The sequence below is a fragment of the Pseudomonas sp. 30_B genome (assembly GCF_017491605.1).
Classification (GTDB): Bacteria; Pseudomonadota; Gammaproteobacteria; order Pseudomonadales; family Pseudomonadaceae; genus Pseudomonas.
In genome coordinates this window covers 98,501-124,302 of the sequence record NZ_JAFGYY010000002.1, presented here as the reverse complement: position 1 = coordinate 124,302, position 25,802 = coordinate 98,501, and the positions used below count along the sequence as shown (strand labels likewise).

26 protein-coding genes are annotated in these 25,802 nt (G+C 63.6%); 6 read left to right on the top strand and 20 right to left on the bottom strand.

Going from position 1 to position 25,802, the window contains the following annotated elements; all coding sequences use genetic code 11:
- Nucleotides 1-19: 19 nt before the first annotated feature.
- The 4 genes from htpG to J5M67_RS02720 form a co-directional block, all read right to left on the bottom strand.
- Nucleotides 20-1,924 carry a molecular chaperone HtpG gene (gene htpG / locus J5M67_RS02735; RefSeq protein WP_207883066.1) on the bottom strand — a complete coding sequence of 635 codons (1,905 nt, stop codon included), beginning with the start codon at nt 1,922-1,924 and terminating at the stop codon, nt 20-22.
- A 96-nt stretch (nt 1,925-2,020) separates the two neighbouring features.
- Nucleotides 2,021-3,271 (bottom strand): MFS transporter, encoded by a 1,251-nt coding sequence (locus J5M67_RS02730; protein ID WP_207883064.1) that lies wholly within the window; start codon nt 3,269-3,271, stop codon nt 2,021-2,023.
- A complete protein-coding gene (locus J5M67_RS02725) occupies nt 3,272-3,718 on the bottom strand; it encodes a PaaI family thioesterase (RefSeq protein ID WP_207883062.1) in 447 nt (148 codons plus the stop codon). It abuts the gene before it with no gap.
- A complete protein-coding gene (locus tag J5M67_RS02720) occupies nt 3,715-4,191 on the bottom strand; it encodes a PaaI family thioesterase (RefSeq protein WP_207883060.1) in 477 nt (158 codons plus the stop codon). The genes J5M67_RS02725 and J5M67_RS02720 overlap by 4 nt, the downstream gene beginning before the upstream one ends.
- 160 nt (nt 4,192-4,351) lie before the next feature.
- On the opposite strand from J5M67_RS02720, the gene J5M67_RS02715 reads away from it, so the two are divergent.
- Nucleotides 4,352-4,588, top strand: coding sequence for a hypothetical protein (locus J5M67_RS02715; protein ID WP_207883058.1), 237 nt, complete (start codon nt 4,352-4,354; stop codon nt 4,586-4,588).
- A gap of 64 nt (nt 4,589-4,652) precedes the next feature.
- On the opposite strand, the gene J5M67_RS02710 is transcribed toward J5M67_RS02715, so the two are convergent.
- The 11 genes from J5M67_RS02710 to sdhC form a co-directional block, all read right to left on the bottom strand.
- Nucleotides 4,653-5,408, bottom strand: a complete 756-nt coding sequence (locus J5M67_RS02710) for a DUF599 domain-containing protein (protein ID WP_207883056.1) — start codon at nt 5,406-5,408, stop codon at nt 4,653-4,655.
- Between the two features lie 238 nt (nt 5,409-5,646).
- Nucleotides 5,647-6,960, bottom strand: a complete 1,314-nt coding sequence (gene brnQ, locus J5M67_RS02705; protein ID WP_207883054.1) for a branched-chain amino acid transport system II carrier protein — start codon at nt 6,958-6,960, stop codon at nt 5,647-5,649.
- Between the two features lie 483 nt (nt 6,961-7,443).
- Complete coding sequence (gene sucD / locus J5M67_RS02700; RefSeq protein ID WP_207883052.1) at nt 7,444-8,325, bottom strand: succinate--CoA ligase subunit alpha; 882 nt, start codon at nt 8,323-8,325, stop codon at nt 7,444-7,446.
- Nucleotides 8,325-9,491, bottom strand: a complete 1,167-nt coding sequence (sucC, locus tag J5M67_RS02695) for an ADP-forming succinate--CoA ligase subunit beta (RefSeq protein WP_017518067.1) — start codon at nt 9,489-9,491, stop codon at nt 8,325-8,327. The genes sucD and sucC overlap by 1 nt, the downstream gene beginning before the upstream one ends.
- A gap of 160 nt (nt 9,492-9,651) precedes the next feature.
- Entirely contained in the window at nt 9,652-11,088 is a 1,437-nt protein-coding gene (gene lpdA, locus J5M67_RS02690) for a dihydrolipoyl dehydrogenase (RefSeq protein ID WP_207883050.1), read from the bottom strand.
- 81 nt (nt 11,089-11,169) lie between these two features.
- Nucleotides 11,170-12,399, bottom strand: coding sequence for a 2-oxoglutarate dehydrogenase complex dihydrolipoyllysine-residue succinyltransferase (gene odhB, locus J5M67_RS02685; protein WP_207883048.1), 1,230 nt, complete (start codon nt 12,397-12,399; stop codon nt 11,170-11,172).
- Between the two features lie 42 nt (nt 12,400-12,441).
- Nucleotides 12,442-15,273 carry a 2-oxoglutarate dehydrogenase E1 component gene (locus tag J5M67_RS02680; protein WP_207883046.1) on the bottom strand — a complete coding sequence of 944 codons (2,832 nt, stop codon included), beginning with the start codon at nt 15,271-15,273 and terminating at the stop codon, nt 12,442-12,444.
- Between the two features lie 246 nt (nt 15,274-15,519).
- Nucleotides 15,520-16,227 carry a succinate dehydrogenase iron-sulfur subunit gene (locus tag J5M67_RS02675; RefSeq protein ID WP_207883044.1) on the bottom strand — a complete coding sequence of 236 codons (708 nt, stop codon included), beginning with the start codon at nt 16,225-16,227 and terminating at the stop codon, nt 15,520-15,522.
- Nucleotides 16,228-16,238: 11 nt separating this feature from the next.
- Complete coding sequence (sdhA, locus tag J5M67_RS02670) at nt 16,239-18,011, bottom strand: succinate dehydrogenase flavoprotein subunit (RefSeq protein ID WP_207883042.1); 1,773 nt, start codon at nt 18,009-18,011, stop codon at nt 16,239-16,241.
- A gap of 3 nt (nt 18,012-18,014) precedes the next feature.
- Nucleotides 18,015-18,383, bottom strand: coding sequence for a succinate dehydrogenase, hydrophobic membrane anchor protein (gene sdhD, locus J5M67_RS02665; protein WP_207883040.1), 369 nt, complete (start codon nt 18,381-18,383; stop codon nt 18,015-18,017).
- Complete coding sequence (gene sdhC, locus J5M67_RS02660) at nt 18,377-18,763, bottom strand: succinate dehydrogenase, cytochrome b556 subunit (protein ID WP_207883038.1); 387 nt, start codon at nt 18,761-18,763, stop codon at nt 18,377-18,379. Before sdhC ends, sdhD begins: the two co-directional genes overlap by 7 nt.
- 352 nt (nt 18,764-19,115) lie before the next feature.
- Between sdhC and gltA the strand changes: the two genes are divergently transcribed.
- Nucleotides 19,116-20,402 carry a citrate synthase gene (gene gltA / locus J5M67_RS02655; RefSeq protein WP_207883036.1) on the top strand — a complete coding sequence of 429 codons (1,287 nt, stop codon included), beginning with the start codon at nt 19,116-19,118 and terminating at the stop codon, nt 20,400-20,402.
- A gap of 172 nt (nt 20,403-20,574) precedes the next feature.
- Here the strand turns inward: gltA and J5M67_RS02650 are convergent, their stop codons facing one another.
- Together J5M67_RS02650 and J5M67_RS02645 are read right to left on the bottom strand one after the other, a co-directional pair.
- Nucleotides 20,575-21,183: an START domain-containing protein gene (locus J5M67_RS02650; protein ID WP_207883034.1), complete on the bottom strand. Its 609-nt coding sequence runs from the start codon at nt 21,181-21,183 to the stop codon at nt 20,575-20,577.
- 112 nt (nt 21,184-21,295) lie between these two features.
- Nucleotides 21,296-21,550: a YkgJ family cysteine cluster protein gene (locus tag J5M67_RS02645; RefSeq protein ID WP_207883032.1), complete on the bottom strand. Its 255-nt coding sequence runs from the start codon at nt 21,548-21,550 to the stop codon at nt 21,296-21,298.
- Between the two features lie 174 nt (nt 21,551-21,724).
- On the opposite strand from J5M67_RS02645, the gene J5M67_RS02640 reads away from it, so the two are divergent.
- Nucleotides 21,725-22,066 carry a DMT family protein gene (locus J5M67_RS02640; protein WP_207883030.1) on the top strand — a complete coding sequence of 114 codons (342 nt, stop codon included), beginning with the start codon at nt 21,725-21,727 and terminating at the stop codon, nt 22,064-22,066.
- A gap of 43 nt (nt 22,067-22,109) precedes the next feature.
- Here J5M67_RS02640 and J5M67_RS02635 read toward each other — a convergent pair whose 3' ends face one another.
- Nucleotides 22,110-22,988 carry an NAD(P)-dependent oxidoreductase gene (locus J5M67_RS02635; protein ID WP_207883028.1) on the bottom strand — a complete coding sequence of 293 codons (879 nt, stop codon included), beginning with the start codon at nt 22,986-22,988 and terminating at the stop codon, nt 22,110-22,112.
- Nucleotides 22,989-23,091: 103 nt separating this feature from the next.
- Here J5M67_RS02635 and J5M67_RS02630 point away from each other — a divergent pair, with 103 nt between their 5' ends.
- The gene (locus J5M67_RS02630; protein ID WP_207883026.1) at nt 23,092-23,643 is read left to right on the top strand and encodes an exonuclease domain-containing protein; all 552 of its coding nucleotides are present in this window, start codon (nt 23,092-23,094) and stop codon (nt 23,641-23,643) included.
- 110 nt (nt 23,644-23,753) lie between these two features.
- Nucleotides 23,754-24,035, top strand: coding sequence for a pyrimidine/purine nucleoside phosphorylase (locus tag J5M67_RS02625; protein ID WP_207883024.1), 282 nt, complete (start codon nt 23,754-23,756; stop codon nt 24,033-24,035).
- 99 nt (nt 24,036-24,134) lie between these two features.
- Here J5M67_RS02625 and J5M67_RS02620 read toward each other — a convergent pair whose 3' ends face one another.
- On the bottom strand, nt 24,135-24,551 hold the full coding sequence (locus tag J5M67_RS02620) for a VOC family protein (protein ID WP_207883022.1): 417 nt from the start codon (nt 24,549-24,551) through the stop codon (nt 24,135-24,137).
- Between the two features lie 17 nt (nt 24,552-24,568).
- A complete protein-coding gene (locus tag J5M67_RS02615; RefSeq protein ID WP_207883020.1) occupies nt 24,569-24,994 on the bottom strand; it encodes a YciI family protein in 426 nt (141 codons plus the stop codon).
- Between the two features lie 331 nt (nt 24,995-25,325).
- Here J5M67_RS02615 and J5M67_RS02610 point away from each other — a divergent pair, with 331 nt between their 5' ends.
- Nucleotides 25,326-25,793: a YbaK/EbsC family protein gene (locus J5M67_RS02610; protein ID WP_207883018.1), complete on the top strand. Its 468-nt coding sequence runs from the start codon at nt 25,326-25,328 to the stop codon at nt 25,791-25,793.
- The last annotated feature ends 9 nt before the right edge of the window (nt 25,794-25,802 follow it).

Below are 25,802 nucleotides of genomic sequence, written 5' to 3'. Positions count from 1 at the left end.
TTGTTTTTCAGGCGGCGGCTCAGGCGGACAGTTCCACCAGCAGCTTGTTCAGGCGGCGCACGTAGGCGGCCGGGTCTTTCAGGCTGTCTCCCGCGGCCAGGGCGGCCTGGTCGAAGAGGATGTGGGCCAGCTCGCCGAAGCGGTCTTCGTCGGGCTCGGCGTCCAGCTTCTCGATCAGCGGGTGAGCCGGGTTGAACTCGAAGATCGGCTTGGAGTCCGGTACCTTCTGTCCGCTGGCTTCGAGGATCTGGCGCATCTGCAGGCCCAGGTCCTGTTCGCCGATGGCGAGGATCGCCGGCGAGTCGGTCAGGCGGTGGGACACGCGCACCTCGGCGACTTCCTCGCCCAGCGCGGTCTTCAGGCGCTCGGCCAGGCCCTCTTTGGCCTTGGCGATTTCTTCCTGGGCCTTCTTGTCCTCGTCGGAGTCCAGGCTGCCCAGGTCCAGGTCGCCACGGGCGACGTCGACGAACTGCTTGCCGTCGAACTCTGGCAGGTAGCTCATCAGCCATTCGTCGATGCGGTCGGTGAGCAGCAGCACTTCGATGCCTTTCTTGCGGAAGACTTCCAGGTGCGGGCTGTTCTTCACCTGGGCGAAGCTCTCGCCGGTGAGGTAGTAGATCTTGTCCTGGCCCTCCTTCATCCGGCCGATGTAGTCGGCCAGGGAAACGCTCTGCTCGCCGCTCTCGTCGCTGGTGGAGGAGAAGCGCAGCAGGCCGGCGATCTTGTCCTTGTTGGCGAAGTCCTCGGCCGGGCCTTCCTTCAGCACCTGGCCGAAGTTCTTCCAGAAGCCCTTGTAGGCTTCTGCGTCGCTGCTCGCCAGCTTCTCCAGCATGTCCAGGGAGCGCTTGGTCAGCGCCGACTTCATCGAATCGACGATGGGGCCGGACTGCAGGATCTCGCGGGAGACGTTCAGCGACAGGTCGTTGGAGTCCACCACGCCCTTGATAAAGCGCAGGTACAGCGGCAGGAACTGATCAGCCTGGTCCATGATGAACACGCGCTGCACGTACAGCTTCAGGCCGCGCGGGGCCTCGCGGTGGTACAGGTCGAACGGCGCGCGGGCCGGGACGTAGAGCAGCGAGGTGTATTCCAGCTTGCCCTCGACCTTGTTGTGGCTCCAGGTCAGCGGATTCTCGAAGTCATGGGCGATGTGCTTGTAGAACTCCTGGTATTCCTCGTCCTTCACCTCGGTGCGCGGACGGGTCCACAGGGCGCTGGCACGGTTGACCACTTCCCACTCGGCCTCGGCCGGCTTGTCCTTCTCCTCGCCGTAATGCTCTTTCGGCAGTTCGATGGGCAACGCAATGTGGTCGGAGTACTTCTTGACGATGTTGCGCAGGCGCCAGCCGTCGGCGAACTCGTCTTCGCCGTCCTTCAGGTGCAGGACGATGCGAGTGCCGCGTTCGGGCTTGTCGATGCTCGACACATCGAACTCGCCCTCACCTTTGGACGACCAGTGCACGCCCTCGCTGGCCGGCGCACCGGCGCGGCGGGTGAAGACGTCCACCTTGTCGGCAACGATGAAGGCACTGTAGAAGCCCACGCCGAACTGGCCGATCAGGTGCGAGTCCTTCTTCTGGTCGCCCGACAGGTTCTTCAGGAAGTCGGCGGTGCCGGACTTGGCGATGGTGCCCAGGTGCGCGATCACTTCCTCGCGGCTCATGCCGATGCCGTTGTCTTCGAGGGTGACGGTCTTGGCGTCCTTGTCGAAGCTCACACGGATCTTCAGCTCGGCGCCGCCTTCGAGCAGCTCGGGCTTGGCCAGGGCCTCGAAACGCAGCTTGTCGGCCGCGTCGGAGGCGTTGGAAATCAGCTCGCGAAGGAAGATTTCCTTGTTCGAATACAGGGAATGAATCATCAGGTGAAGCAGCTGCTTCACTTCGGTCTGGAAGCCCAGTGTTTCTTTTTGAGTCTCCACGCTCATTGTTTCTCGCTCCGAGGATGACAAATGCCGCGTCGTGCGGCCGATGTCAGCGAGATGGGGGCTTCCTGAACGAATTCAAGGGTTTGCCCCGAAGACTCATTGCGCGAGCAATTCGATGCTGACCACTTCGCTGGGGCGCAGGACGTAGCTCGCCTCTCCCGCGCCGCTCAGGCTGTGGCGAATGACCAGGCGGCCGTCGCCATCCAGGCCGACGAAGGTCCCATCGGCCGTGCGCCCCTGCTCGGTCTGCACGCGCATGTGGCGATTGGCGAAACGCTCCGGCGCGGCTTGCAGACGCGGCATGGAGACCTGGCCGATCTCCGGCGCCACCGGGGGCTGGCCAGCCGCCTCGGCGGGTTGGGTCGATGGCTGCGCCGGGGCCGGCTTCGGGTTGTCGACCAGGCTCGGATACCGGTCACCCTTTACGCCCCAGCCTCGGGTTGCGGTCTTGGCCAGGGTCAGCGACACGCTCTGCGGCTCACCACCCACACTGAAGCTGACCGGCACCTCCAGCTGCGGGCGCGAGGTATCCAGCCGAGGCAACCTGCCCAGCTCGATATCGCGCCGGGCGAAGCGTCGCTGCAGGTAGTCGAGCAGCACGTAGGCCAGGGTGTCCTGGGAGTCGACGCGGGTGTCCACCTGCCCATCGCGGTAGCGCAGGTAATTGGTGTACAGCTCGACCTTTCCGCTCAGGGTGGTGCGCATCTGCGCGGGGAGCACCAGGTGGAAGACGCCGGCCATGCGATTGGGCGCCTCTGGCGCAAGATCCAGATGCAGGCTGTAGCCGCGCGCAAGCCGGACCGCTTCGGGCAGGTCCTGGCCGGTCGCCAGCCAGCTGATCTCGACCTCCGGCAAGGTGCCGGCATCATTGGGCAGCACATCGAGCCGCAGAGGCTTCTCTGTCGCCACGGGTGCGGGCAGGCGAATGCGTACTTCGCGGTGCGCGTAGAAGTCCTGCCCTTCCCGCAGGCTCAGTACCCCGTCGATCAGGTCGGCCTGCTCGGGCGCGAACGGCTTGCCGTTGAGCTCGCCACGCAGCTGGATCGCCAGCTCCGGCTTGACGGCCGGCTCGGGCCGCAACCACTCGAGGCGCAGAATGGCCTCCAGGCGCGCGCTGTCGTGGACCGCCAGCAGCGTCAGGCCGACCACCAGCGGAATGCAGCCCAGACCACCGAGTACCACAGCGCCACGTGCGTGCCTCCAGTGGCGCAGCATGAACACCAGCGCCAGGGGCGGCAGCAGGCTGGCGACCCCCCAGAACAGGCTGCGACCGAAAGCCTGCATGATCAGCCAGGCGTAGCCGGCGAGGATCAACAGCAGACCGAGCAGGATCAGCAGGGTATCCATTCAGGCGCCGTCGACCTTGAAGTGGGCCCGTGCGGTGGCGATGGGTTCAGCGCGGGTGGTCTGCCAGGCGGTGATCGCCACGTTGGCCACTCGCCGCCCCTGTCGCCAGACCTGGCATTGCGCATAGGTGTCGCGGAAATGCCCGGCGCGCAGGTAGTCGATGGAGAAGTCGATGATCTTGGGCATGTGCGGAATGCCCATGAACATCAGCAAGTGCAGCAGCGCGGCGTTCTCCATGAAACCGGCGATGACGCCGCCATGCAGGGCCGGCAGCGTCGGGTTGCCGATGTTGTCGGGGTTGGCCGGCAGGTGGAAGAGTGCCTCGTCGCCCAGCCGCAGGCAGCGGATGCCGATCAGCCTGGCGTAGGGAATCGATTCGATCAGCCCGTCGTAGTTCTTGCTCTCGTGGGCTTCACGCACCAGCTGCTCGATGCTCGGCGTGCTCATGCGGAAGCCTCCCCGTCGACGCTGCTCTTCACGCTGCCGGCGGAAACCGCCTTGCCCATGCGCATGAAGGTGCCGACCACATGGGCGATGGGTTCGGAAGGGTCGTCCTGGTAGGCGATGCCGCGGGTGAAGATGATGGTCGGGGTGACGCGGTAGCACTCGGCGAATCCGAACACATCCTTGCCGGGCTCGGCCGGGTGCATGTAGTCGATGCGCAGGTCCAGGGTCGGGCAGATCTCGAACTGCGGCAGCACGCAAAGGGTGGAGATGCCACAGGTGGTGTCCATCAGCGTGGTGATCGCGCCGCCGTGAATGACGCCGGTCTCCGGATTGCCGACGATGGCCTGGCTGTAAGGCAGGCGCAGCGTCAGGCCGGAAGCGTCGGCGGCATGGGTGCTGATGCCCAGCAATCGGCAATGCGGCAAGGCTGAGAGAAAGCGCTGGGCGCGCTCAAGAATGGGGGTTTCACTCATGGCGTGGGCGACCGAATGACTGCACGGGCCCGCATCATACCCCGCCCCCCGCCCCACCTACAGTGATGAAAACCTACGCTGTAGGAATATTCATTGAACTTATTCGAAGGGCGCGTGCTCAAAGGGCTATCAACAGGAAAGCCGCACATGGAGGCACCACATGAAAAAAACCCTTCCCCTCGCTCTGATGCTGATCGCCGGTCTGGGCCTTGCCGCCTGCGGCAAGAAAGAAGAGCCGAAAGCGCCGGCCGCCCCCGCCGCCACTGAGCAGCCGGCCACCCCGGCGCCGACGACTCCGCCGACGACTCCGCCGGCCCCCGAAGCCGCTCCGGCTGCACCGGCAGCCCCGGCTACCGCGCCGCAGGCACCCGCAGGTGAAGAGCAGAAGCAGCAGTAAGCCGCTTCTTCCGCTGTACAGCACAAGGCCCGCATTTGCGGGCCTTGTCGCATCGGGCGTTTGCTCAGGCCGGAATGTCGTCTTCGCGCGGGGTGTCCCCGTGGGACGTCGGCGTGTAGACCATCACGTGCAGCACGCGGGAATGGAACTCGCGCTGGTACAGCACCCCCACCACCCCGGCGGTCACCAGCATGAAGATCAGCGGGTTGATGAACCAGGCGAGCATCGCCAGGCCGAAATAGTAGGTACGCAGGCCCTGGTTGAACTGATGCGCCGCCAGCGACACCACACGCGCCGCCCGCTCGGCGTAGAGCTTGCGTTCCTGTTCGCCCACGCTGCGCTCCCCCACCATCGGCGCGGAGGCCACCAGCACGGCCGCGAAATTGTATTGGCGCATGCACCAGCTGAAGGTGAAGAAGGCGTACACGAACACTACCGCGAGGCAGAGCAGCTTCAACTCCGACAGGCCGCGGGTTGGCGGCGCCACGAACGGCAGGTCGGCCAGTACCGAGATGGTGCGCTCGGCGGAGCCCAGCAGAGTCAGGATACCGGCGAGGATGATCAGGGTGCTGGAGGCGAAGAACGACGCGTTGCGCTCCAGGTTACCGATCACGCTGGCGTCGGCCACGCGGTTGTCGCGCAGCAGCAGGCGGCGCATCCAGTCCTGGCGGTAGAGGTGCAGCACGCTGGCCAGGCACGCGGTGTCGCGGGCCTTGACCTTGGCATAGCGGGTGTAGCCGATCCAGCAGACGAGGAACCAGAGGATGGCGAACAGGTTCCACAGGTACTGGATATCGAACAGATCGACGACGTCGGTCATGCTTGTCCTTGCGCGGGGCCGTTAGGAAATTGCAGGAATACGCGGCGGATAGACGCCAGATTCGCGGAGAAAGACACGGCTCGATGCCCGCGTTCCAAGACCAACTGTAGGAGCGAGCTTGCTCGCGAACGCTTTTATACCGGGCGCAGAAGGTGCCAGGCGGTTCGCGAGCAAGCTCGCTCCTACAGACATGAAAAGGCCGCCTTGTGGGCGGCCTTGTTCATTGACGCGGCAGGTGTCAGGCCATGGCTTCCTGGGGTTTGCCCAGCAGGCGGTCGAGGACCGCCATCGCGGCCAGCATGGCCACCGACGGGATCAGCCAGGCGAGGCCCTGCTCGGCCAGCGGCAGGTGCTCCATCCAGCCCGGCATCCAGGCGTCGAGCTTGGCGCCCTTGAGGGCGTCGATGATGCCGAAGACGAAGGAGATCACCATCACCGGGGCGACGATGCGGGTCTGCGAACGCCACAGGCTGGCGCAGAAGCTCAGCGCCACCAGCACAATGCACGGCGGATAGATCGCCGTCAGCACAGGGATGGAGAACTGGATGAGCTTGGTCAGGCCCAGGTTCGACACCAGCAGCGAGAACGCCGCCAGGAGGATCACCAGGCTGCGGTACGACAGCGGCAGGATGCGGCAGAAGTACTCGGCGCAGGCACAGGTCAGGCCCACGGCGGTGACCAGGCAGGCCAGCGCGATCAGCACCGCGAGGAAGGTGCTGCCCAGCGAGCCGAAGGTGTGCTGCACGTAGGCATGCAGGACGGCCGCGCCGTTGCTGGCACCGGCGGCGATGTCGTGGCTGCCGGCGCCCAGGCGGAACAGGCTGATGTACACCAGCGCAAGCCCGACACCGGCGATCAGGCCGGCGATGATGGCGTAGCGGGTGATCAGGCGCGGCGACTGCACGCCACGGGAGCGGATCGCGTTGACGATGACGATACCGAAGACCAGCGCGCCGAGGGTGTCCATGGTCAGATAGCCATTGACGAAGCCTTGGGAGAACGCCGCGGCCTGGTAGGCCGGCTCAGCGACACCGATGGGGCCGGCCGGCAGCATGAAGGCGGCGATGCCGAGGGCGGCCAGGGCGATGATCTTCAGCGGCGCGAGGAAGCGGCCGACGGTATCGAGCAGCTTGCCCGGGTACAGCGAAATCACCAGCACCACCAGGAAGTACACCAGGCTGTAGAGGAACAGCGGCAGCGCGCCCTCCCCGGTCAGCGGCGCCAGGCCCACTTCGAAGGAGACGGTGGCAGTACGCGGGGTGGCGAACAGCGGCCCGACCGACAGGTAGCAGACGGCCGCCAGCAGCCCACCGGCGACACGGCCGATCGGGTGGCTGAGGGTGTCCATCGCACCACCGACCTTGGCCAGCGCGACGACGGTGATCACCGGCAGGCCGACCGCGGTGATCAGGAAGCCCAGCGCGGCCATCCACACGTGCGGCCCCGACTGCAGGCCCACGATCGGCGGGAAGATGATGTTGCCCGCGCCGACGAACAGCGCGAAGGTCATAAAACCCAGTGCCAGGATGTCCTGGCCTTTCAAGACGTTCATGAAGGGAAATACCACAGTGCTGAAACGGTTTCGTGGTCTCCCAAGGCAGATCGACCGTACAGACGTGACGAAGCCGCATCGGACGGGACTGGCCGACTCACTCGGGGCGAGCCTGCGCATCCTGTGATGCTGCTGTCATCGGTACGGTGATTTGTTCTTGGAAGTCCGATAGCAGAGGTTTTCCATGGGCTCGTGGCCCGGTTGCTCCTGCATTCTGTTTATCCCGCCATCCGTGACGGTCAGGAATCGCCGTCGCCTCCGGGTAGGAGTTGACGGTGAGCGAGCCTTCCCTTGTGGGGAACGCGGCGCTTCATATAGTTGCTAGCCTAACGATCTATTCCGATGAGCTGCACTGACGTACGTCAGATAGTCCTCGAAATGAACGGGAGTGTCGCGTGATCGACACTTTGTCCGGCGCAGGCAAAATGACAGGGGCCACCCGAAGGTGGCCCCTGCACAGCCAAGGGTTAAGTAAGCGGGCGCTTACTTGACCGCCCAGCCGGTCAGCTCGGCCAGGGCCTTGCCGATGTCAGCCAGGGAACGCACGGTTTTCACGCCGGCGTCCTGCAGGGCGGCGAACTTCTCGTCCGCAGTGCCCTTGCCACCGGAGATGATGGCGCCCGCGTGGCCCATGCGCTTGCCGGGCGGTGCGGTAACACCAGCGATGTAGGACACCACCGGCTTGGTCACGTTGGCCTTGATGTAGGCAGCCGCTTCTTCTTCGGCCGAACCACCAATTTCGCCGATCATGACGATGGCTTCGGTTTTCGGGTCTTCCTGGAACAGCTTCAGAATGTCGATGAAGTTGGAGCCCGGGATCGGGTCACCGCCGATGCCCACGCAAGTGGACTGGCCGAAGCCGGCGTCGGTGGTCTGCTTCACGGCTTCGTAGGTCAGGGTGCCGGAACGCGACACGATGCCTACCTTGCCCGGCAGGTGGATGTGACCCGGCATGATGCCGATCTTGCACTCGCCGGGAGTGATCACGCCCGGGCAGTTCGGGCCAATCAGGCGTACGCCCAGCTCGTCGCACTTGACCTTGGCTTCCAGCATGTCGATGGTCGGGATGCCTTCGGTGATGCAGACGATCAGCTTGATGCCGCCGAAGGCCGCTTCCAGGATCGAGTCCTTGCAGAACGGAGCCGGAACGTAGATGACCGAAGCGTCGGCGCCGGTCGCTTCCACGGCTTCCTTGACGGTGTTGAACACCGGCAGGCCCAGGTGGGTGGTGCCGCCCTTGCCGGGGGTCACGCCGCCAACCATCTTGGTGCCGTAGGCGATGGCTTGTTCGGAGTGGAAGGTACCCTGCGAGCCGGTGAAGCCCTGGCAGATGACTTTGGTGTCTTTATTGATCAGGACGCTCATTACTTACCCTCCGCGGCCTTGACGACTTGCTGGGCAGCGTCGGTCAGGCTGGTCGCCGCGATGATGTTCAGACCGCTCTCGGCCAGGACCTTGGCGCCGAGGTCGGCGTTGTTGCCTTCCAGACGAACGACAACCGGGATTTTCACGCCGACTTCTTTCACGGCGCCGATGATGCCTTCGGCAATCATGTCGCAGCGAACGATGCCGCCGAAGATGTTCACCAGAACGGCAGCCACGTTGCTGTCGGACAGGATGATCTTGAACGCTTCGGTCACGCGCTCTTTGGTGGCACCGCCGCCAACGTCGAGGAAGTTGGCCGGCTTGCCGCCGTGCAGGTTGACGATGTCCATGGTGCCCATGGCCAGGCCAGCGCCGTTGACCATGCAGCCGATGTTGCCTTCCAGCGCGACGTAGTTCAGCTCCCACTTCTGCGCATGGGCTTCACGAGCGTCGTCCTGGGACGGGTCGTGCATGGCGCGCAGCTTGGGCTGACGGTACATGGCGTTGGAGTCGATGTTGATCTTGGCGTCCAGGCAGTGCAGGTTGCCGTCTTTCTTGATCACCAGCGGGTTCACTTCCAGCAGCGCCAGGTCGTAGTCCTGGAACAGCTTGGCCAGGCCAACGAAGATGTGGGTGAACTGCTTGATCTGGTCGCCCTTCAGGCCCAGCTGGAAGGCCAGCTCGCGGCCCTGGAACGGCTGAGCGCCAACCAGCGGATCGATGGTGGCCTTCAGGATCTTCTCAGGGGTCTCGTGCGCAACTTTCTCGATGTCCACGCCACCTTCGGTGGAGGCCATGAAGACGATGCGACGGCTGGAACGGTCGACAACGGCGCCGAGGTACAGCTCCTTGTCGATGTCGGTGCAGGATTCCACCAGGATCTTGCTGACCGGCTGGCCGTTGGCGTCAGTCTGGTAGGTCACCAGACGCTTGCCCAGCCAGTTGGCGGCGAACGCCTTGGCGTCCTCTTTGCTCTTGACCAGCTTCACACCGCCCGCTTTACCGCGGCCACCAGCGTGTACCTGGGCCTTAACGACCCACTCGGTACCACCGATCTTTTCACAGGCTTCTGCGGCCTCTTCGGGTGTGTCGACGGCGAAGCCCTTGGATACGGGCAGGCCGTACTCAGCGAACAGCTGCTTACCCTGATATTCGTGGAGATTCATGCTTGTCTACCGTTTTCGTCTTGGGTATTGCGCATAAGGCGCGGCGCTCGTGGCACCACGCCACCTGTGACCGAGTCCCCCTCAGGGGAGAAACGATCCGGCGGAGTGGACGGCAGCCCCTCGCAAAAGACTGCCGCCCTCCCCGCCGTGGTCCCGTTCCTTAGCGCTTCTTGCGGTTGGCGATGTGGATGGCGTGGCCATTCACTGCCAGGGCCGCTTCGTGCAGCGCTTCGGACAGAGTCGGGTGGGAGAAGACCATCATGCCCAGGTCTTCGGCACTGGTACCGAATTCCATGCCGATCGCGCCCTGCTGAACCAGCTCGGCGGCGCTCGGGCCGATCACGTGGACGCCCAGTACGCGGTCGGTCTTGGCATCGGCGATGACCTTGACCAGGCCGGTGGTGTCGTTGGCAGCCATGGCGCGGCCGCTGGCGGCGAACGGGAAGGTACCGACGTTGACTTCGACGCCTTCACCCTTGAGCTGCTGCTCGGTCTTGCCGACCCATGCGATTTCCGGGTGGGTGTAGATCACCGACGGAATCAGGTCGTAGTTCATCTGGGCCTTGTGGCCGGCGATGCGCTCGGCAACCATCACGCCCTCTTCCGAGGCCTTGTGCGCCAGCATGGCGCCACGGACCACGTCACCGATGGCGTAGACGCCCGGAACGCTGGTCTTGCAGTGGTCGTCGACGTAGATGAAGCCACGCTCGTCCAGGGTCACGCCACTGTCGGCGGCCAGCAGGTCGGTGGTCACCGGGCGACGGCCCACGGCCACGATCAGCTTGTCGAAGGTTTCCTTCTGCTCGCCGTTGGCGTCGGTGAAGGTCACGGTGACCTGCTTCTTCTTCACTTCCGAACCGGTGACGCGAGCGCCCAGACGGATGTTCAGACCCTGCTTGGTCAGGACCTTCAGGGCTTCCTTGGCGACCTGCTCGTCGGCAGCCGGGAGGAACTTGTCCAGGGCTTCCAGGACGGTGACTTCAGCGCCCAGGCGAGCCCAGACCGAACCCAGTTCCAGACCGATGACGCCCGCGCCGATCACGCCCAGTTTCTTCGGCACGCTCTGGAATTCCAGGGCGCCGGTGGAGTCGACGATGACGTCTTCGGTCAGCGGGGCCGGCGGGATTTCAACCGGCTTGGAGCCCGATGCGATGATGATGTTGTCGGCTTCCAGCACCTGGGTCTTGCCGTCCAGGCCGGTCACTTCGACCTGCTTGTTGGCCAGGACCTTGCCGTGGCCTTCGAAGGAGGTCACGCCGTTGGCCTTGAACAGGGTGGCGATGCCGCCGGTCAGGTTCTTCACGATGTTGGCCTTGCGGGCAACCATCGCCGGAACGTCCATCTTCACGCCGCCGGTGGAGATACCGTGAACCTCGAAGCCCTCTTTGGCTTCCTTGTACTTCCAGGAGCTGTCCAGAAGCGCCTTGGACGGAATGCAGCCTACGTTCAGGCAGGTACCGCCGAGGGCGACCTTGCCCTCTTTACCGATGTACTTCTCGATGCAAGCGGTCTTCAGGCCGAGTTGGGCGGCACGGATGGCGGCTACGTAACCGCCGGGGCCGGCACCAATCACAACCACGTCGAATTTCTGGCTCATGTCTCAATCCTTATTCCGGTGAAGCGGACGGCCCCTCTCGGGGCCGTCGTGTAGTACGGGGCCGTCGTGTGAATTGACGTATCAGACGTCCAGCAGCAGGCGAGCCGGATCTTCCAGCAGGTCCTTCATGGTGACCAGGAAGCTGACCGCTTCCTTGCCATCTATCATCCGGTGATCGTAGGACAGCGCCAGGTACATCATCGGCAGGATCACCACTTGACCGTTAACGGCCATCGGGCGTTCCTGGATCTTGTGCATGCCGAGGATGGCGGTCTGCGGCGGGTTGACGATCGGAGTCGACAGCAGGGAACCGAATACGCCACCGTTGGAAATGGTGAAAGTACCACCGGTCATGTCTTCGATGGACAGCTTGCCGTCTTTGGCTTTCTTGCCGAAGGTGGCGATGCCGTTCTCGATCTCGGCCAGGCTCATGAACTCGGCGTTACGCAGTACCGGGACGACCAGACCGCGGTCGCTGGAAACTGCCACACCGATGTCCTGGTAGCCGTGGTAGACGATGTCGTTGCCATCGATCGAGGCGTTGACGCCCGGGAAGCGCTTCAGGGCTTCGGTGGCGGCCTTGACGAAGAAGGACATGAAGCCCAGGCGCACGCCGTTGTGCTTCTTCTCGAACAGGTCCTTGTACTTGTTGCGCAGGTCCATGATCGGCTTCATGTTGACTTCGTTGAAGGTAGTCAGCATGGCCATGGAGGACTGGGCTTCGACCAGACGCTCGGCAACCTTGGCGCGCAGGCGGGTCATCGGCACGCGCTTCTCGACGCGATCGCCAGCGGCGAAGACCGGAGCGGCAGCGGCAGCCGGGGCAGCAGCCTTGGCAGCCGGAGCTGCAGCCGGGGCGCTCTTCTTGGCTTCAACGGCAGCGACGACGTCTTCCTTGGTGACGCGACCGCCTTTGCCGGTGCCGGCCAGGCTGTTCGGGTCGATGCCGTTTTCTTCGGCGAGCTTGCGGGCGGCCGGCGACAGGATGTTGTCGTCAGCGGCAGCAGCCGGGGCAGCGGCGGCCGGGGCGGCAGCCGGAGCGGCGGCAGCAGCAGGAGCGGCAGCGGCGGCACCGCCTTCGCTCAGCTTGCCCAGCAGTTCGTTGGAAAGAACGGTGTCGCCCTCGCCCTTGACGATCTCGGCCAGGACGCCATCCGCCTCGGCGAGCACTTCGATCACGACCTTGTCGGTCTCGATGTCGACGATCAGTTCGTCACGCTTGACGGCTTCACCGACCTTCTTGTGCCAGGTTGCAACGGTGCCGTCGGCAACCGATTCCGGGAAGGTTGGGGCTTTGATTTCGATAGCCATTATGTGTGTTTCCTTAAATTCGGTATCAACTGCGCGTTGGCGTTAAACGGTGAAGGCGTCCTGCAGCAGTTTTTCCTGCTGCTCGGCGTGCATCGAAGCGTAGCCGCAAGCCGGAGCTGCCGAGCCTTCGCGGCCCGCGTATTCCAGGTTGAGACCTTTCTTGTGCGCGGCGATGACGCGACGCATGTGGTGCTGCGAGCAGTACCAGGCGCCCTGGTTCATCGGCTCTTCCTGGCACCAGACGATGTGCTTGAGGTTCTTGTACTGCGACAGCACCTCGGCCAGATCGTCTTCCGGGAACGGATACAGCTGCTCCAGACGCACGATCGCGATGTCCTCGCGGCCTTCCGCACGGCGCTTCTCCAGCAGGTCGTAGTACACCTTGCCACTGCACAGCACGATGCGTTCGACCTTCTTCGGATCCAGGTTGTCGATCTCGTTGATCACGGTCTGGAACGAGCCGTTGGCCAGATCTTCCAGGGTCGAGATGGCCAGCTTGTGACGCAGCAGCGACTTCGGAGTCATCACGATCAGCGGCTTGCGCAGCGGACGGATCACCTGGCGGCGCAGCATGTGGTAGACCTGGGCCGGAGTGGTCGGCACGCAGACCTGGATGTTCTGCTCGGCGCACAGTTGCAGGTAACGCTCCAGGCGCGCGGAGGAGTGCTCCGGACCCTGGCCTTCGTAGCCGTGCGGCAGCAGCATGGTCAGGCCGCAGAGGCGCTGCCACTTGGTCTCGCCGCTGGTGATGAACTGGTCGATCACGACCTGCGCACCGTTGGCGAAGTCACCGAACTGGGCTTCCCAGATCACCAGCGCGTTCGGCATGGTGGTGGCGTAGCCGTATTCGAAGGCCAGTACGGCTTCTTCCGAGAGGTAGGAGTCGTACAGGCTGACGCGCGGCTGGCCATCGAACAGGTGGGCCAGCGGGATGTAGACCGAGTCGTCCTTCTGGTTGTGCAGCGCCGCGTGGCGGTGCGAGAAGGTGCCGCGGCCGACGTCCTGGCCGGTCATGCGTACCGGATGACCTTCGAACAGCAGGGTGGCGTAGGCCAGGTTCTCGGCGAAGCCCCAGTTGATCGGCATGCCACCGGCAGCCATCTTCGCGCGGTCTTCGTAGATCTTCTGTACCTGACGCTGCATGACGAAGCCGTCCGGGGTCTCCAGCAGCTTGGCAGACAGGTCCTGCAGGGTCTTCAGGTCGAAGCGGGTGTCGTGACGCGCGGTCCAGGCATGGCCCACGTACGGACGCCAGTCGACGAAGAGCTCCTTGTTGGGCTCCTTCACCAGGCTCTTCACCACGTGCTGGCCGTTGTCGAGAGCGTCGCGGTATTCGTCGACCTTCTCCTGGGCCTGCTCGGCAGTCTGCACGCCGGCTGCGATCAGCGCGTCGGCATACAGGTCGCGGGTGGTGCGCTGCTTGGCGATCTGCTGGTACATCAGCGGCTGGGTGCCGCTCGGCTCGTCGGCCTCGTTGTGGCCGCGACGGCGGTAGCAGACCAGGTCGATGACCACGTCACGCTTGAACTGCATGCGGTAGTCGACGGCCAGCTGGGTCACGAACAGGACCGCTTCCGGATCGTCGCCGTTCACATGGAAGATCGGCGCCTGGATCATCTTCGCCACGTCGGTCGCGTACTCGGTGGAACGAGCATCGTCCTGACGGCTGGTGGTGAAGCCGACCTGGTTGTTGATCACGATGTGGATGGTGCCGCCCGTCTTGTAAGCACGGGTCTGCGACATCTGGAAGGTTTCCATGACCACGCCCTGCCCCGCGAAGGCGGCATCGCCGTGGATGGAGATCGGCACGACCTTGTCGCCGCTGCCGTCCTTGCGACGGTCCTGGCGGGCGCGTACCGAGCCCTCGACCACCGGGGAAACGATTTCCAGGTGCGAGGGGTTGAACGCCAGGGCCAGGTGGACTTCGCCACCGGTGGTCATGACGTTGGAGGAGAAGCCCTGGTGGTACTTCACGTCACCCGAGCCCAGCTCGACCAGTTTCTTGCCTTCGAACTCGTCGAAGAGGTCGCGCGGGTTCTTGCCCAGGGTGTTGACCAGGACGTTCAGACGGCCACGGTGGGCCATGCCGATGACGATTTCCTTGACGCCGTAGGAGCCGGAGCGCTGGATGATCTCGTCGACCATCGGGATCAGGCTCTCGCCGCCTTCCAGGCCGAAACGCTTGGTGCCCGGGTACTTGGTGCCCAGGTACTTTTCCAGGCCTTCGGCAGCGGTCAGGCGCTCGAGCAGGTGGGAACGGGCGTCGGCGGAGTACGCCGGACGACCGCGCACGCTTTCCAGGCGCTGGGCGAACCAGTGGCGCTGCTCGGAATCGACGATATGCATGAACTCGGCGCCGATGGTGCTGCAGTAGGTCTGCTTCAGGGCGTCGAGAATTTCGCGAAGGGTAGCCTCTTCCTTGCCGATGTAGAGCTCACCGGTACGGAAGGTGGTGTCGAGGTCTGCAGCAGTAAGCCCGTAATGTTCGAGCGACAGATCGGAGGGAGCGGTACGCACCCAGAGACCCAGCGGATCGAGCGACGCAGCCTGATGCCCACGCAGACGGTATGCCAGGATCAGACGCAGGACTTCAACCTGCTTCTTCTCGTGCTCGGTGCTTACGCTGCCAGCGGAAACAGGCGCGGCGCGGCGCTGGTTCTTGGCCAGGAGTACGAAATGATCACGGATAGAGGAATGCGAGACGTCGGGAGCGGGATTGCCGTCGGCGGGGAGCTTCTGGAAGTACGTGCGCCACTCTTCTGGCACAGCGTTCGGGTCGTGCAGGTAGAGCTCGTAGAGCTCTTCGACGTAGGCAGCGTTACCACCGGATAGATGGGCACTGTTCCACATCCGCTGCATTACGCTTTCGTGCATGCTTGGTCACCCTCGGTAAGGGGACTCCACCTGAGAAATCCTTTGGCTTGAAGTCATACACAGCGACTTCTAGCCACCGATTCCCGCAGATAGTCCGGGTACCAGCCCGGATGCCCCTGCTGGTCATATATACGTTTTCAAGTCAGGACCCCCGCTTTGTGGGCTTGGGTCCGCAGTACTGCACCGCCGGATTGTCCCGGCGGTGCAGGTGTCGCTCTTGCAATGACTCGTGGCCTGGGCCGCGAATCAGGTGCCGCTTTGCAGCAGCATGTTACGCACGTGGCCGATTGCCTTGGTTGGGTTCAGACCCTTCGGGCAGACGTTCACGCAGTTCATGATCCCGCGGCAGCGGAATACGCTGAACGGGTCATCCAGCGAAGCCAGACGCTCTTCGGTCTTGGTGTCGCGGCTGTCGGCCAGGAAACGGTAGGCCTGCAGCAGCGCAGCGGGACCGAGGAACTTGTCGGGGTTCCACCAGAACGACGGGCAGGAGGTCGAGCAGCAGGCGCACAGGATGCACTCGTACAGACCGTCCAGCTTCTCGCGTTGTTCCGGAGTCTGCAGACGCTCGATGGCCGGGGCCGGAGTGTCGTTCTGCAGGAACGGCTTCACCTTCTCGTATTGCTTGTAGAAGATGCTCATATCGACGACGAGGTCACGGATCACCGGCAGACCCGGCAGCGGACGCAGCACCAGCTTGCCGCCTTTCAGACCGGCGGCCGACAGCGGAGTGATGCAGGCCAGGCCGTTCTTGCCGTTGATGTTCATGCCGTCGGAACCGCAGACGCCTTCACGGCAGGAGCGACGGTAGGAGAAACCCTCGTCCTGTTCCTTGATCAGCGCCAACACGTCCAGGACCATCACGTCCTTGCCGTCGGTATCGACCTGGAAGTCCTGCATGTAGGGCGCAGCGTCCTTCTCAGGGTTGTAGCGGTAAACACTCACTTGCAACATGGCGGGCACCCTTAGTAAGTACGAACCTTGGGTTCGAATGCCGGAACAGTCTTCGGCGCGAAGTTGACGGAACGCTTGGCAACGCGCTTCTCACCCGGGAAGTACAGGGTGTGGCACAGCCAGTTCTCGTCGTCGCGCTCCTCGAAGTCTTCGCGGGCGTGGGCGCCGCGGGACTCTTTGCGATGCTCGGCGGCAATCGCGGTGGCTTCGGCCACTTCGAGGAGGTTCTGCAGTTCCAGCGCTTCGATACGCGCGGTGTTGAAAGCCTGGCTCTTGTCGTTGATCTTGACGTTCGCGATACGCTCGCGCAGTTCAGCCAGTTGAGCGATGCCCTTCTGCATGTATTCGCCGGTACGGAATACACCGAAGTAGTTCTGCATGCACGATTGCAGCTCGCGCTTGAGCGGGGCGACTTCTTCGCCGCTGGTGCGCTCGTTCACGCCGTTCAGGCGCTTGTACGAGGCTTCCAGGTCGCTCTCGGAGGCGCCGCGGTGCTCGATGCCCTCTTTCAGGGCCTTTTCCAGGTGCAGGCCGGTTGCGCGGCCGAAGACCACCAGGTCGAGCAGCGAGTTGCCGCCCAGGCGGTTGGCGCCGTGTACCGATACGCAGGCCACTTCACCGACCGCGAACAGACCTTCGACGATCTGGTCGTTGCCGTTGGCGTCCATGGTCAGGGCCTGGCCATGGATGTTGGTGGCAACGCCGCCCATCATGTAGTGGCAGGTCGGGATGACCGGGATCGGAGCGACAACCGGGTCGACGTGGGCGAAGGTCTTGGACAGTTCGCAGATGCCGGGCAGGCGGCTGTGCAGAACTTCCTCGCCGAGGTGGTCGAGCTTCAGCAGTACGTGGTCCTTGTTCGGGCCCACGCCATTGCCGGCGATCACTTCCTTGACCATGGAACGGGCGACCACGTCGCGGCCGGCCAGGTCCTTGGCGTTCGGAGCGTAACGCTCCATGAAGCGCTCGCCATGGGCGTTGATCAGGTAACCACCCTCACCACGGCAGCCTTCGGTGACCAGTACACCGGCGCCGGCGATGCCGGTCGGGTGGAACTGCCACATTTCGATGTCCTGCACCGGTACGCCAGCGCGCAGGGCCATGCCCACGCCGTCGCCGGTGTTGATCAGGGCGTTGGTGGTGGAGGCGTAGATACGGCCGGCACCGCCAGTGGCCAGTACCACGGCCTTGGAGCGGATGTAGACGGTTTCGCCGGTCTCGATGCAGATGGCGATGATACCGACGACGTGACCGTCCTGGTTCTTCACCAGATCGACCGCGTACCACTCATTAAGGAAGGAAGTACCGTTCTTCAGGTTGGCCTGATAGAGGGTGTGCAGCAGCGCGTGACCGGTACGGTCGGCCGCGGCGCAGGTACGGGCAGCCTGGCCGCCCTTGCCGAAGTCCTTGGACTGGCCACCGAACGGACGCTGGTAGATGCGGCCCTGCTCGGTACGGGAGAACGGCAGACCCATGTGTTCCAGCTCGAACACGGCTTCCGGGCCGACGGAGCACATGTATTCGATAGCATCCTGGTCACCGATGTAGTCGGAACCCTTGACGGTATCGTACATGTGCCAGCGCCAATCGTCGTTCGGGTCGGCCGAAGCGATGGCGCAGGTGATGCCGCCCTGGGCGGATACGGTGTGCGAACGGGTCGGGAAGACCTTGGTCACCACGGCAGTCTTGTGACCGCCCTGGGCCAGTTGCAGCGCGGCACGCATGCCGGCGCCGCCACCACCAACGATGATGGCGTCGAAAGAAAGAGTACGGTTGCTAGCCATGGATCAGTTACCCCAGAGAATCTGCACACCCCAGACGAAGAATGCGAACATGGCCATGCCGCATACCGCCTGGACGAGGAAACGCACGACGGTCGCGGCTTTGCCGAGAGCCATCGGAGTCAGGTAGTCGGTAGTGATGGTCCACATGCCGACCCATGCGTGCACGCTCAGGGCAACCAGCGTCAACAGGCTGAAGATCTTCATCAGGCTGTGGGAGAACAGACCGTGCCACTCCGCGTACGAGATGCCCGGATGCGAGATCAGGTAACCCAGCAGGAACAGAACATAAGCCGCGAGAACGACCGCGGAAACGCGTTGAGCCATCCAGTCATAGAGGCCGGAACGCGAGAAGTTAGTGACGTTAGTTACCATACCCAGACCCCCGCCAGAACGATCAGCACCACAGCGATGGCGATGACGATTTTCGAACCACGCTTACCGCCTTCCAGCGTTTCACCGACACCCGCGTCCATGACGAGGTGACGAACACCGGCTACCAGGTGGTACAGCAGCGCAGACAGCAGGCCCCAGATCACCAACTTGGCCAACGGGCTGGCCAGACACGCCTTCACCTGCTCGAAGCTTTCTTCCGATGCGAGGGACTTGTCGAGTGCGAACAGCAGCACGGCAATGCCCACGAACAGGATGACGCCAGAGATGCGGTGGAGAATGGACGTGTAAGCGGTGACAGGGAGTTTGATGGTCCTTAGGTCTAGGTTTACAGGTCGTTTGCTATTCACGGCTTTTTTCACACTGAGAGCCCTTTAGGAGCAGGGCTAGTTGTCGGGAGGTGCACTTGTCAGGTACCCATCACCTTCGGGAGTGACAACCACCAATCAAGCAAGGCCGGAAGGCCCTTGGCGGCTGGTCGCCGAGTATAGACAGTTAGGCCCCTAATGACAACGGAAAGACCTTCACCTAAGGACTAATTGCCGCACCCCCCTAAAAGGCGTAAACAGGCAATTTTTTTCGTCAAAACAGAGGCTTGGAGGAGCCGAACGAGGCCGATTGTGCAAATTGACATTCGGATTTATCTCTCTATAGTGGTGCGGGCCCTGCGTGGGGGGTCGTACAGATGATTTCAAGCATAAATAGGAGGCCTACATGGCTGACAAAAAAGCGCAGTTGATCATCGAGGGCGCAGCCCCCGTCGAACTGCCTGTCCTCTCCGGCACGCTGGGTCCCGACGTTGTCGATGTTCGCGGCCTGACCTCCACCGGCCACTTCACTTTCGACCCCGGCTTCATGTCCACCGCCTCCTGCGAGTCGAAGATCACCTTCATCGATGGTGATAAAGGTGTCCTGCTGCACCGTGGCTACCCCATCGAGCAGCTCGCCGAGAACTCCGACTACCTGGAAACCTGCTACCTGCTGCTCAAGGGCGAACTGCCCACTGCCGAGCAGAAGGAACAATTCGTCGGCACCATCAAGAACCACACCATGGTTCATGAGCAGCTGAAGACCTTCTTCAACGGCTTCCGCCGTGATGCGCACCCGATGGCCGTGATGTGCGGCGTGATCGGTGCCCTCTCCGCCTTCTATCACGACTCCCTGGACATCAATAATCCGAAGCACCGGGAAGTCTCGGCGCATCGTCTGATCGCCAAGATGCCGACCATCGCCGCCATGGTGTACAAGTACTCCAAGGGCGAGCCGATGATGTACCCGCGCAACGACCTGAACTATGCAGAAAACTTCCTGCATATGATGTTCAACACCCCGTGCGAAACCAAGCCGATCAGCCCCGTGCTGGCCAAGGCCATGGACCGCATCTTCATCCTGCACGCCGACCACGAGCAGAACGCATCCACCTCCACCGTGCGCCTGGCGGGCTCCTCGGGTGCCAACCCGTTCGCCTGTATCGCCTCGGGCATCGCCGCCCTCTGGGGCCCGGCCCACGGCGGTGCGAACGAAGCCGTACTGCGCATGCTGGACGAGATCGGCGACGTATCGAACATCGAGAAGTTCGTGGCCAAGGCCAAGGACAAGAACGATCCGTTCAAGCTGATGGGCTTCGGCCACCGCGTGTACAAGAACTTCGACCCGCGCGCCAAGGTCATGAAGCAGACCTGCGACGAGGTTCTCCAGGAGCTGGGCATCAACGACCCGCAGCTGGAACTGGCCATGAAGCTGGAAGAAATCGCCCGCCACGACCCCTACTTCGTGGAGCGCAACCTCTATCCGAACGTGGACTTCTACTCCGGCATCATCCTGAAGGCCATCGGCATTCCGACCAGCATGTTCACCGTGATCTTCGCCCTGGCACGTACCGTGGGCTGGATCTCGCACTGGCAGGAAATGCTCTCCGGCCCGTACAAGATCGGCCGTCCGCGCCAGCTTTACACCGGCAGCGCGCAGCGCGACTTCGTGTCCCTCAAGGACCGCAAGTAAGCGCTACGGCGTAAAGAAAAGGCCGCCTTCGGGCGGCTTTTTTTGTGCCTGCATTCCGCAGTGTTCGCTCCTACGCTTAGCCAGACGGCAGGACTCCAGCGGTTCGCGCTCGCACCCGCCGGAAATGAAAAAGCCGCCCGAAGGCGGCCTCTTTCATCCGGGTGAACCGTGCTTACTTCTTCTCGGCGGCGCTGCGCAGGCCCTTCAGGGTGTTCATCGGCGCATCCACCACGAAGCTGTTGGCCAGCCAGGACGGAATGCTGCCGCCCGGCTCGGTCTGCACCTGGTAGGTCACTTCGGTCACACCGGCGCCCTTGGGCACCAGTTTCCATTCGCCGACCAGCTTCGGCACGCGAATTTCGCCCTTCTCTTCCGGAATGTAGGTCGGCTCGGCCTTCAGGTGACGGATCATGCCGCCGTCGGCGGTCTTCTCGCTGGTCACATGGATCACCACGTCGCGGCCGGTCACGGGCCACGGCATGTCGATCTTCGAGTAGGTCCAGGAATCGTTGCCTTCGCTCTTGAGCAGACGCATCTCGCCGCAGGCGTGGATCCACTTGCAGGAACCCTTGGCGTCTTCCTGCAGGGCATTGATGGTCGCCACGTCGGCCTTGATGTCGACGACGCCACGGTAGGCCTTGTACTTGGAACCCGGCACGCTGCTCAGGTAGACCTTGACGCCATCCTCGTCCTTCGCCAGCTGCCAGTCTTCCGCCATCGCGGTCCCGGTCAGCCCCATCACGGCAGTGGCCAGCAGGGTCATACGCAGTACACCACGCATCGTCTTACCTCTCTTTATTCTTGGTTTGTCGGGCACGGGCGCCCTTCGCAATCCGCGGTCTTGAGCGGAACGGGGCTCAGTATGGCCCCTAAAATCGTGACCTCCAAGTCACTCAGGCCGCGGTGATCCGCTCCCACTCGGTGAGGATATGCAAAGCCTCTTCGTCGCTCTGGCCACAGGCCTCGGCATCGGCCTCGAATGCGGCGCAGACGGCCGGTCGCCGCGCATCGCCGAACAGCTTGCAGAGGTTGCGCTCGTCCAGCTGCACACAACGCACGCCCGCCGGCTTGCCGTCGGGCATTCCGGGAATGGGCGAGGAAATCGACGGCGCGATGCAACAGGCGCCACAGCCGATACGGCATTGCATGGGAGGGCTCTCGCTAGGGCGGGGAGGCAGGTAGAAACCGGGCGCCGAGGATATAGCCCGCCGCCCCTCTCGCCAAGCCGGCCGGATCAGTGGATGCACCGCCAACGGCCAGCCCTTTCTGTCTCATCCCGCATCCATTAGGCTTCGCACATCCTTCAGATGGAGCTCCTCGCCATGCCGGTCTGGCTGCAAACCGCCTTTCTCCTGGTGCTTTCCAACCTGTTCATGACCTTCGCCTGGTACGGCCACCTGAAGACCCTCAACACCAAGCCGTGGATAGTCGCGGCGCTGGTCAGCTGGGGAATCGCGCTGTTCGAATACCTCTTGCAGGTACCCGCTAACCGCATCGGCTACACGTCGCTCTCGGTGGGTCAGCTGAAGATCATGCAGGAAGTGATCACCCTCGCGGTGTTCGTGCCGTTCAGCGTGTACTTCATGCAGCAGCCATTGAAGCTCGACTACCTGTGGGCCGGGCTCTGCCTGCTCGGCGCCGTGTACTTCATCTTCCGCGCCTGAGACCGAACGGGTACCGTCACCCTTGTGGCGGCACCCTCCCCGCTCAGACCTGCGAGCCGTCCTTGAGACGGGTGATCAGGCTGGACGTATCCCAGCGCCCGCCACCAGCGGCCAGCACCTCGGCGTAGAACTGGTCCACCAGCGCGGTCACCGGCAGCTGTGCGCCGTTGCGGCGCGCCTCGTCCAGCACCATCCCCAGGTCCTTGCGCATCCAATCCACCGCGAAGCCGAAGTCGAAGCGCCCCTCGAGCATGCTCTGGTGACGATTCTCCAGCTGCCAGGACTGCGCCGCGCCCTTGCTGATCACCTCCATGGCGGCCATGCCATCGAGGCCGGCGCTGCGGGCGAAGTGCAGCGCCTCGGACAAGCCCTGCAGCAGACCGCCCACGCAAATCTGGTTGACCATCTTGGTCAGCTGTCCGCTGCCAACAGGCCCCATCAGCCGCACCATCCGCGCGTAGGTGGCAATGACCGACTCAGCACGCCTGAAGATCAGCGGATCGCCACCGACCATCACCGTCAGCGAGCCGTTCTCCGCCCCGGCCTGGCCGCCGGACACCGGCGCATCGAGGAAACCCAGCTCACGCTCCGCCGCCAGCACCGAAAGCTCGCGTGCGACCTGCGCCGACGCCGTGGTGTGATCGACCAGCACCGCACCCGGCTGCATGCCCGCCAGCGCGCCGTCCTCGCCCAGCATCACGCTGCGCAGATCGTCGTCGTTACCCACACAGCACATCACGAACTCCGCCCACTGTGCCGCCTCGCGCGGCGTCGTGGCAGAGGTGCCACCGAACTGCTCGACCCAGCGCGCCGCCCGCGATGCCGTGCGGTTGTACACGCACACCTCGTGCCCCTCGCGCTGCAGATGGCCCGCCATGGGATACCCCATCACGCCCAGGCCGATGAAAGCGACTTTTGCCATGCTCTACCCCTTGCCATCGAAAGGCGCTGAGCCTAGCACAGCGGTTTGCCGGTCCTGAAAAGCCCTTCCATACTGCGGAAACCTTCATCCGCGAGCATCCGCTATGCCCCACTGGCTGGTGATCGACCTGGAAGCCACCACCGAGGAAGGTGGCTGGCCAGTCGAAGAAATGGAGATCATCGAAATCGGCGCGACGCTCGTCGCCGAGGCCGACGGCCGCGAGCTGGATCACTTCCAGCGCTTCGTCCGGCCGCAGCGCCGGCCCCTGCTGACCAGCTTCTGCCGCGAACTCACCCACATCACTCAGGCCAACGTCGATGCGGCGGCCCCCTTGCGCGAGGTCTGGCCGCAGTTCGAGCGCTGGCTTGCGCAGCACACCCCGCGCCTCGCCGGCTGGACCAGTTGGGGCGACTACGACCGCCACCAGCTGGAGATCGAATGGCGCCGCCAGCGCCTGGACAGCCACCTCGCCCGCGTGCCGCACATCAACCTCAAGCAGCGCTTCGCCGAGGCCCGCCAACTCAAGCGCCCGGTCGGCCTGAATGCCGCCCTGCACCTGGCCGGGCTGCACTTCCAGGGGCAGCAGCACCGCGCCCTGGAAGACGCCCGCAACACCGCCCGCCTGCTGCCCCTCGCCCTGCCGGTCACCAGCTGAATCTGCGGTTCGCCGTTGACCGCACGGTCCCAGCCCCGCCTCTAGTGACGCCGCCTGCGCCCTTGGGCATACTGGCCAGCCTTTTTTCACCCCTCTAGCAGGAGAAGCCCATGTTCAAGGTCAACGAGTACTTCGACGGCACCGTCAAATCCATCGCCTTCGACATGACCGCAGGCCCGGCCACCATCGGCGTGATGGCCCCCGGCGAATACGAATTCGGCACCAGCCAGCTGGAGGTGATGCACGTCGTCGCCGGCGCGCTGACCGTCAAGCTGCCGGGCAGCGACAGCTGGGAAACCTTCGAAGGCGGCAGCCAGTTCACCGTGCCGGCCAACAGCAAGTTCCAGCTGAAAGTCGCCCAGGACACCGCTTACCTCTGCGAATACCGCTGAGTTCGGCGCGTCACGAAAAAACCGGCCCTGGTGGCCGGTTTTTTATTGCCCGCAGATCGGCAGTAGGCGCGGCCTTGCAGGAGCGGCGCGGAGCCCCTGTCAGGCATCCTTCTCGCAATTGATCAGCCACGGCACCCCGAAGCGGTCCTCCAGCGCGCCGAACAGCACGGCCCAGAAGGTCTGATCCAGCGGCATGGTGATCTTGCCGCCCTTGCTCAGGGCCTCGAAGATGCGCTTGGCCTCGGACTTGGAATCGACATTGAGGGTGATCGAGCAACCTTTCACCCCTTCGTACGTCCCGCATTGCGGCGAGGCGTCCGACCCCATCAGCACATGGCCGTCCACCTCCAGGCGCACGTGGATGATGCGGTTCTTCATCTCCGCCGGCATGTCTTCGCAGCCCGGCGCATCGGAGAAACGCATCAGCGCCGGCAGCTTGCCGTTCAGCACTTCGGCGTAATAACGGAAGGCTTCCTCGCAGTTGCCGTTAAAGGTCAGGTAGGCATTCATCAACATGGCGGTTTCCTCCTATTTCAGGATTTGCGAGCGATCTGCTCGCGGATGCGGTCTTCCTGCTCACGCAGTTCCGGGGTGAATTCGGCTCCGAAGTCCTCGGCCTCGAAAATCTGCCGGATCTCGATCTCCGACGGGCCGTCGAAGGGACTGGGGCAACGCCTGACCCAATCGATGCACTCCTGCAGCGAGGCGGTCTGGAAGATCCAGTAGCCGGCGATCAGCTCCTTGGTTTCGGCAAAGGGACCGTCGATGACCGTGCGCGAGGCGCCGTCGAAGCGAACCCGTGCGCCCTTGGAACTGGGCTGCAGGCCTTCACCGGCGAGCATCACACCGGCCTTGGCCAGTTCCTCGTTGTAGGCCCCCATCGCCGCGAGCAGCTCTTCCTTGGGCATCACGCCGGCTTCGGATTCGGCGGTGGCCTTGACTATCACCATGAAACGCATGGTTTTTCTCCTCTTGTTAGGGTCATCGTGGCGGCCGGGCATTCCCGGTTCCTGACGATTAGTCGAAGGGCGCGCAGCGAAATCGACATCGGCCCGGAAGTTTTTTTCGTGGCGCGCGCAGGATGCCTGAGCATAGGCGGGAACGCCGGAAGCGCCCGGCCATCCGGAGGCTCGCGACAAAAGGCGAGAACCACGGCACGCGCTATATGGATGCGGGCATCGGAAATACCGGAGCGTTCACCGAACCCGATGGCAGGTCAGGGCCAGCGACTGGACAGGCCCTCCTCCGCTCCCTAGATTGGAACGTTTTCCCAGTACAGGAAGCCTGCCCATGAGCCTGGAATCGGTTCGCGCCTTCTTCGCCGAAAAGGCCCCCGACATCGCCATCATCGAGCTGGAAACCAGCACCGCCACCGTCGCCCTGGCCGCCGAGGCCCACGGCGTAGAGCCGGGCCGCATCGCCAAGACCCTGTCCCTGCGGGTGGGCGAGCGCACGGTCCTGGTGGTCGCCCGTGGTGACGCGCGGCTGGACAACCGCAAGCTCAAGGAAGCCCTGGGCGGCAAGGCCAAGATGCTCGGCGCCGAGGAGGTGGTGGAGCTGACCGGGCATCCGGTGGGCGGCGTCTGCCCGTTCGGCCTGGCGACGCCGCTGCCGGTGTATTGCGACGTGTCGTTGCAGGCATTCGACGAGGTGCTGCCGGCGGCTGGCGCGGTTCACAGCGCGGTGAGGATCGAGCCGCAGCGCCTGGCGGAGCTGGTGGCGGCGGATTGGGTGGATGTTTGTCAGGAGTTGGCCTGATCGTTCGAC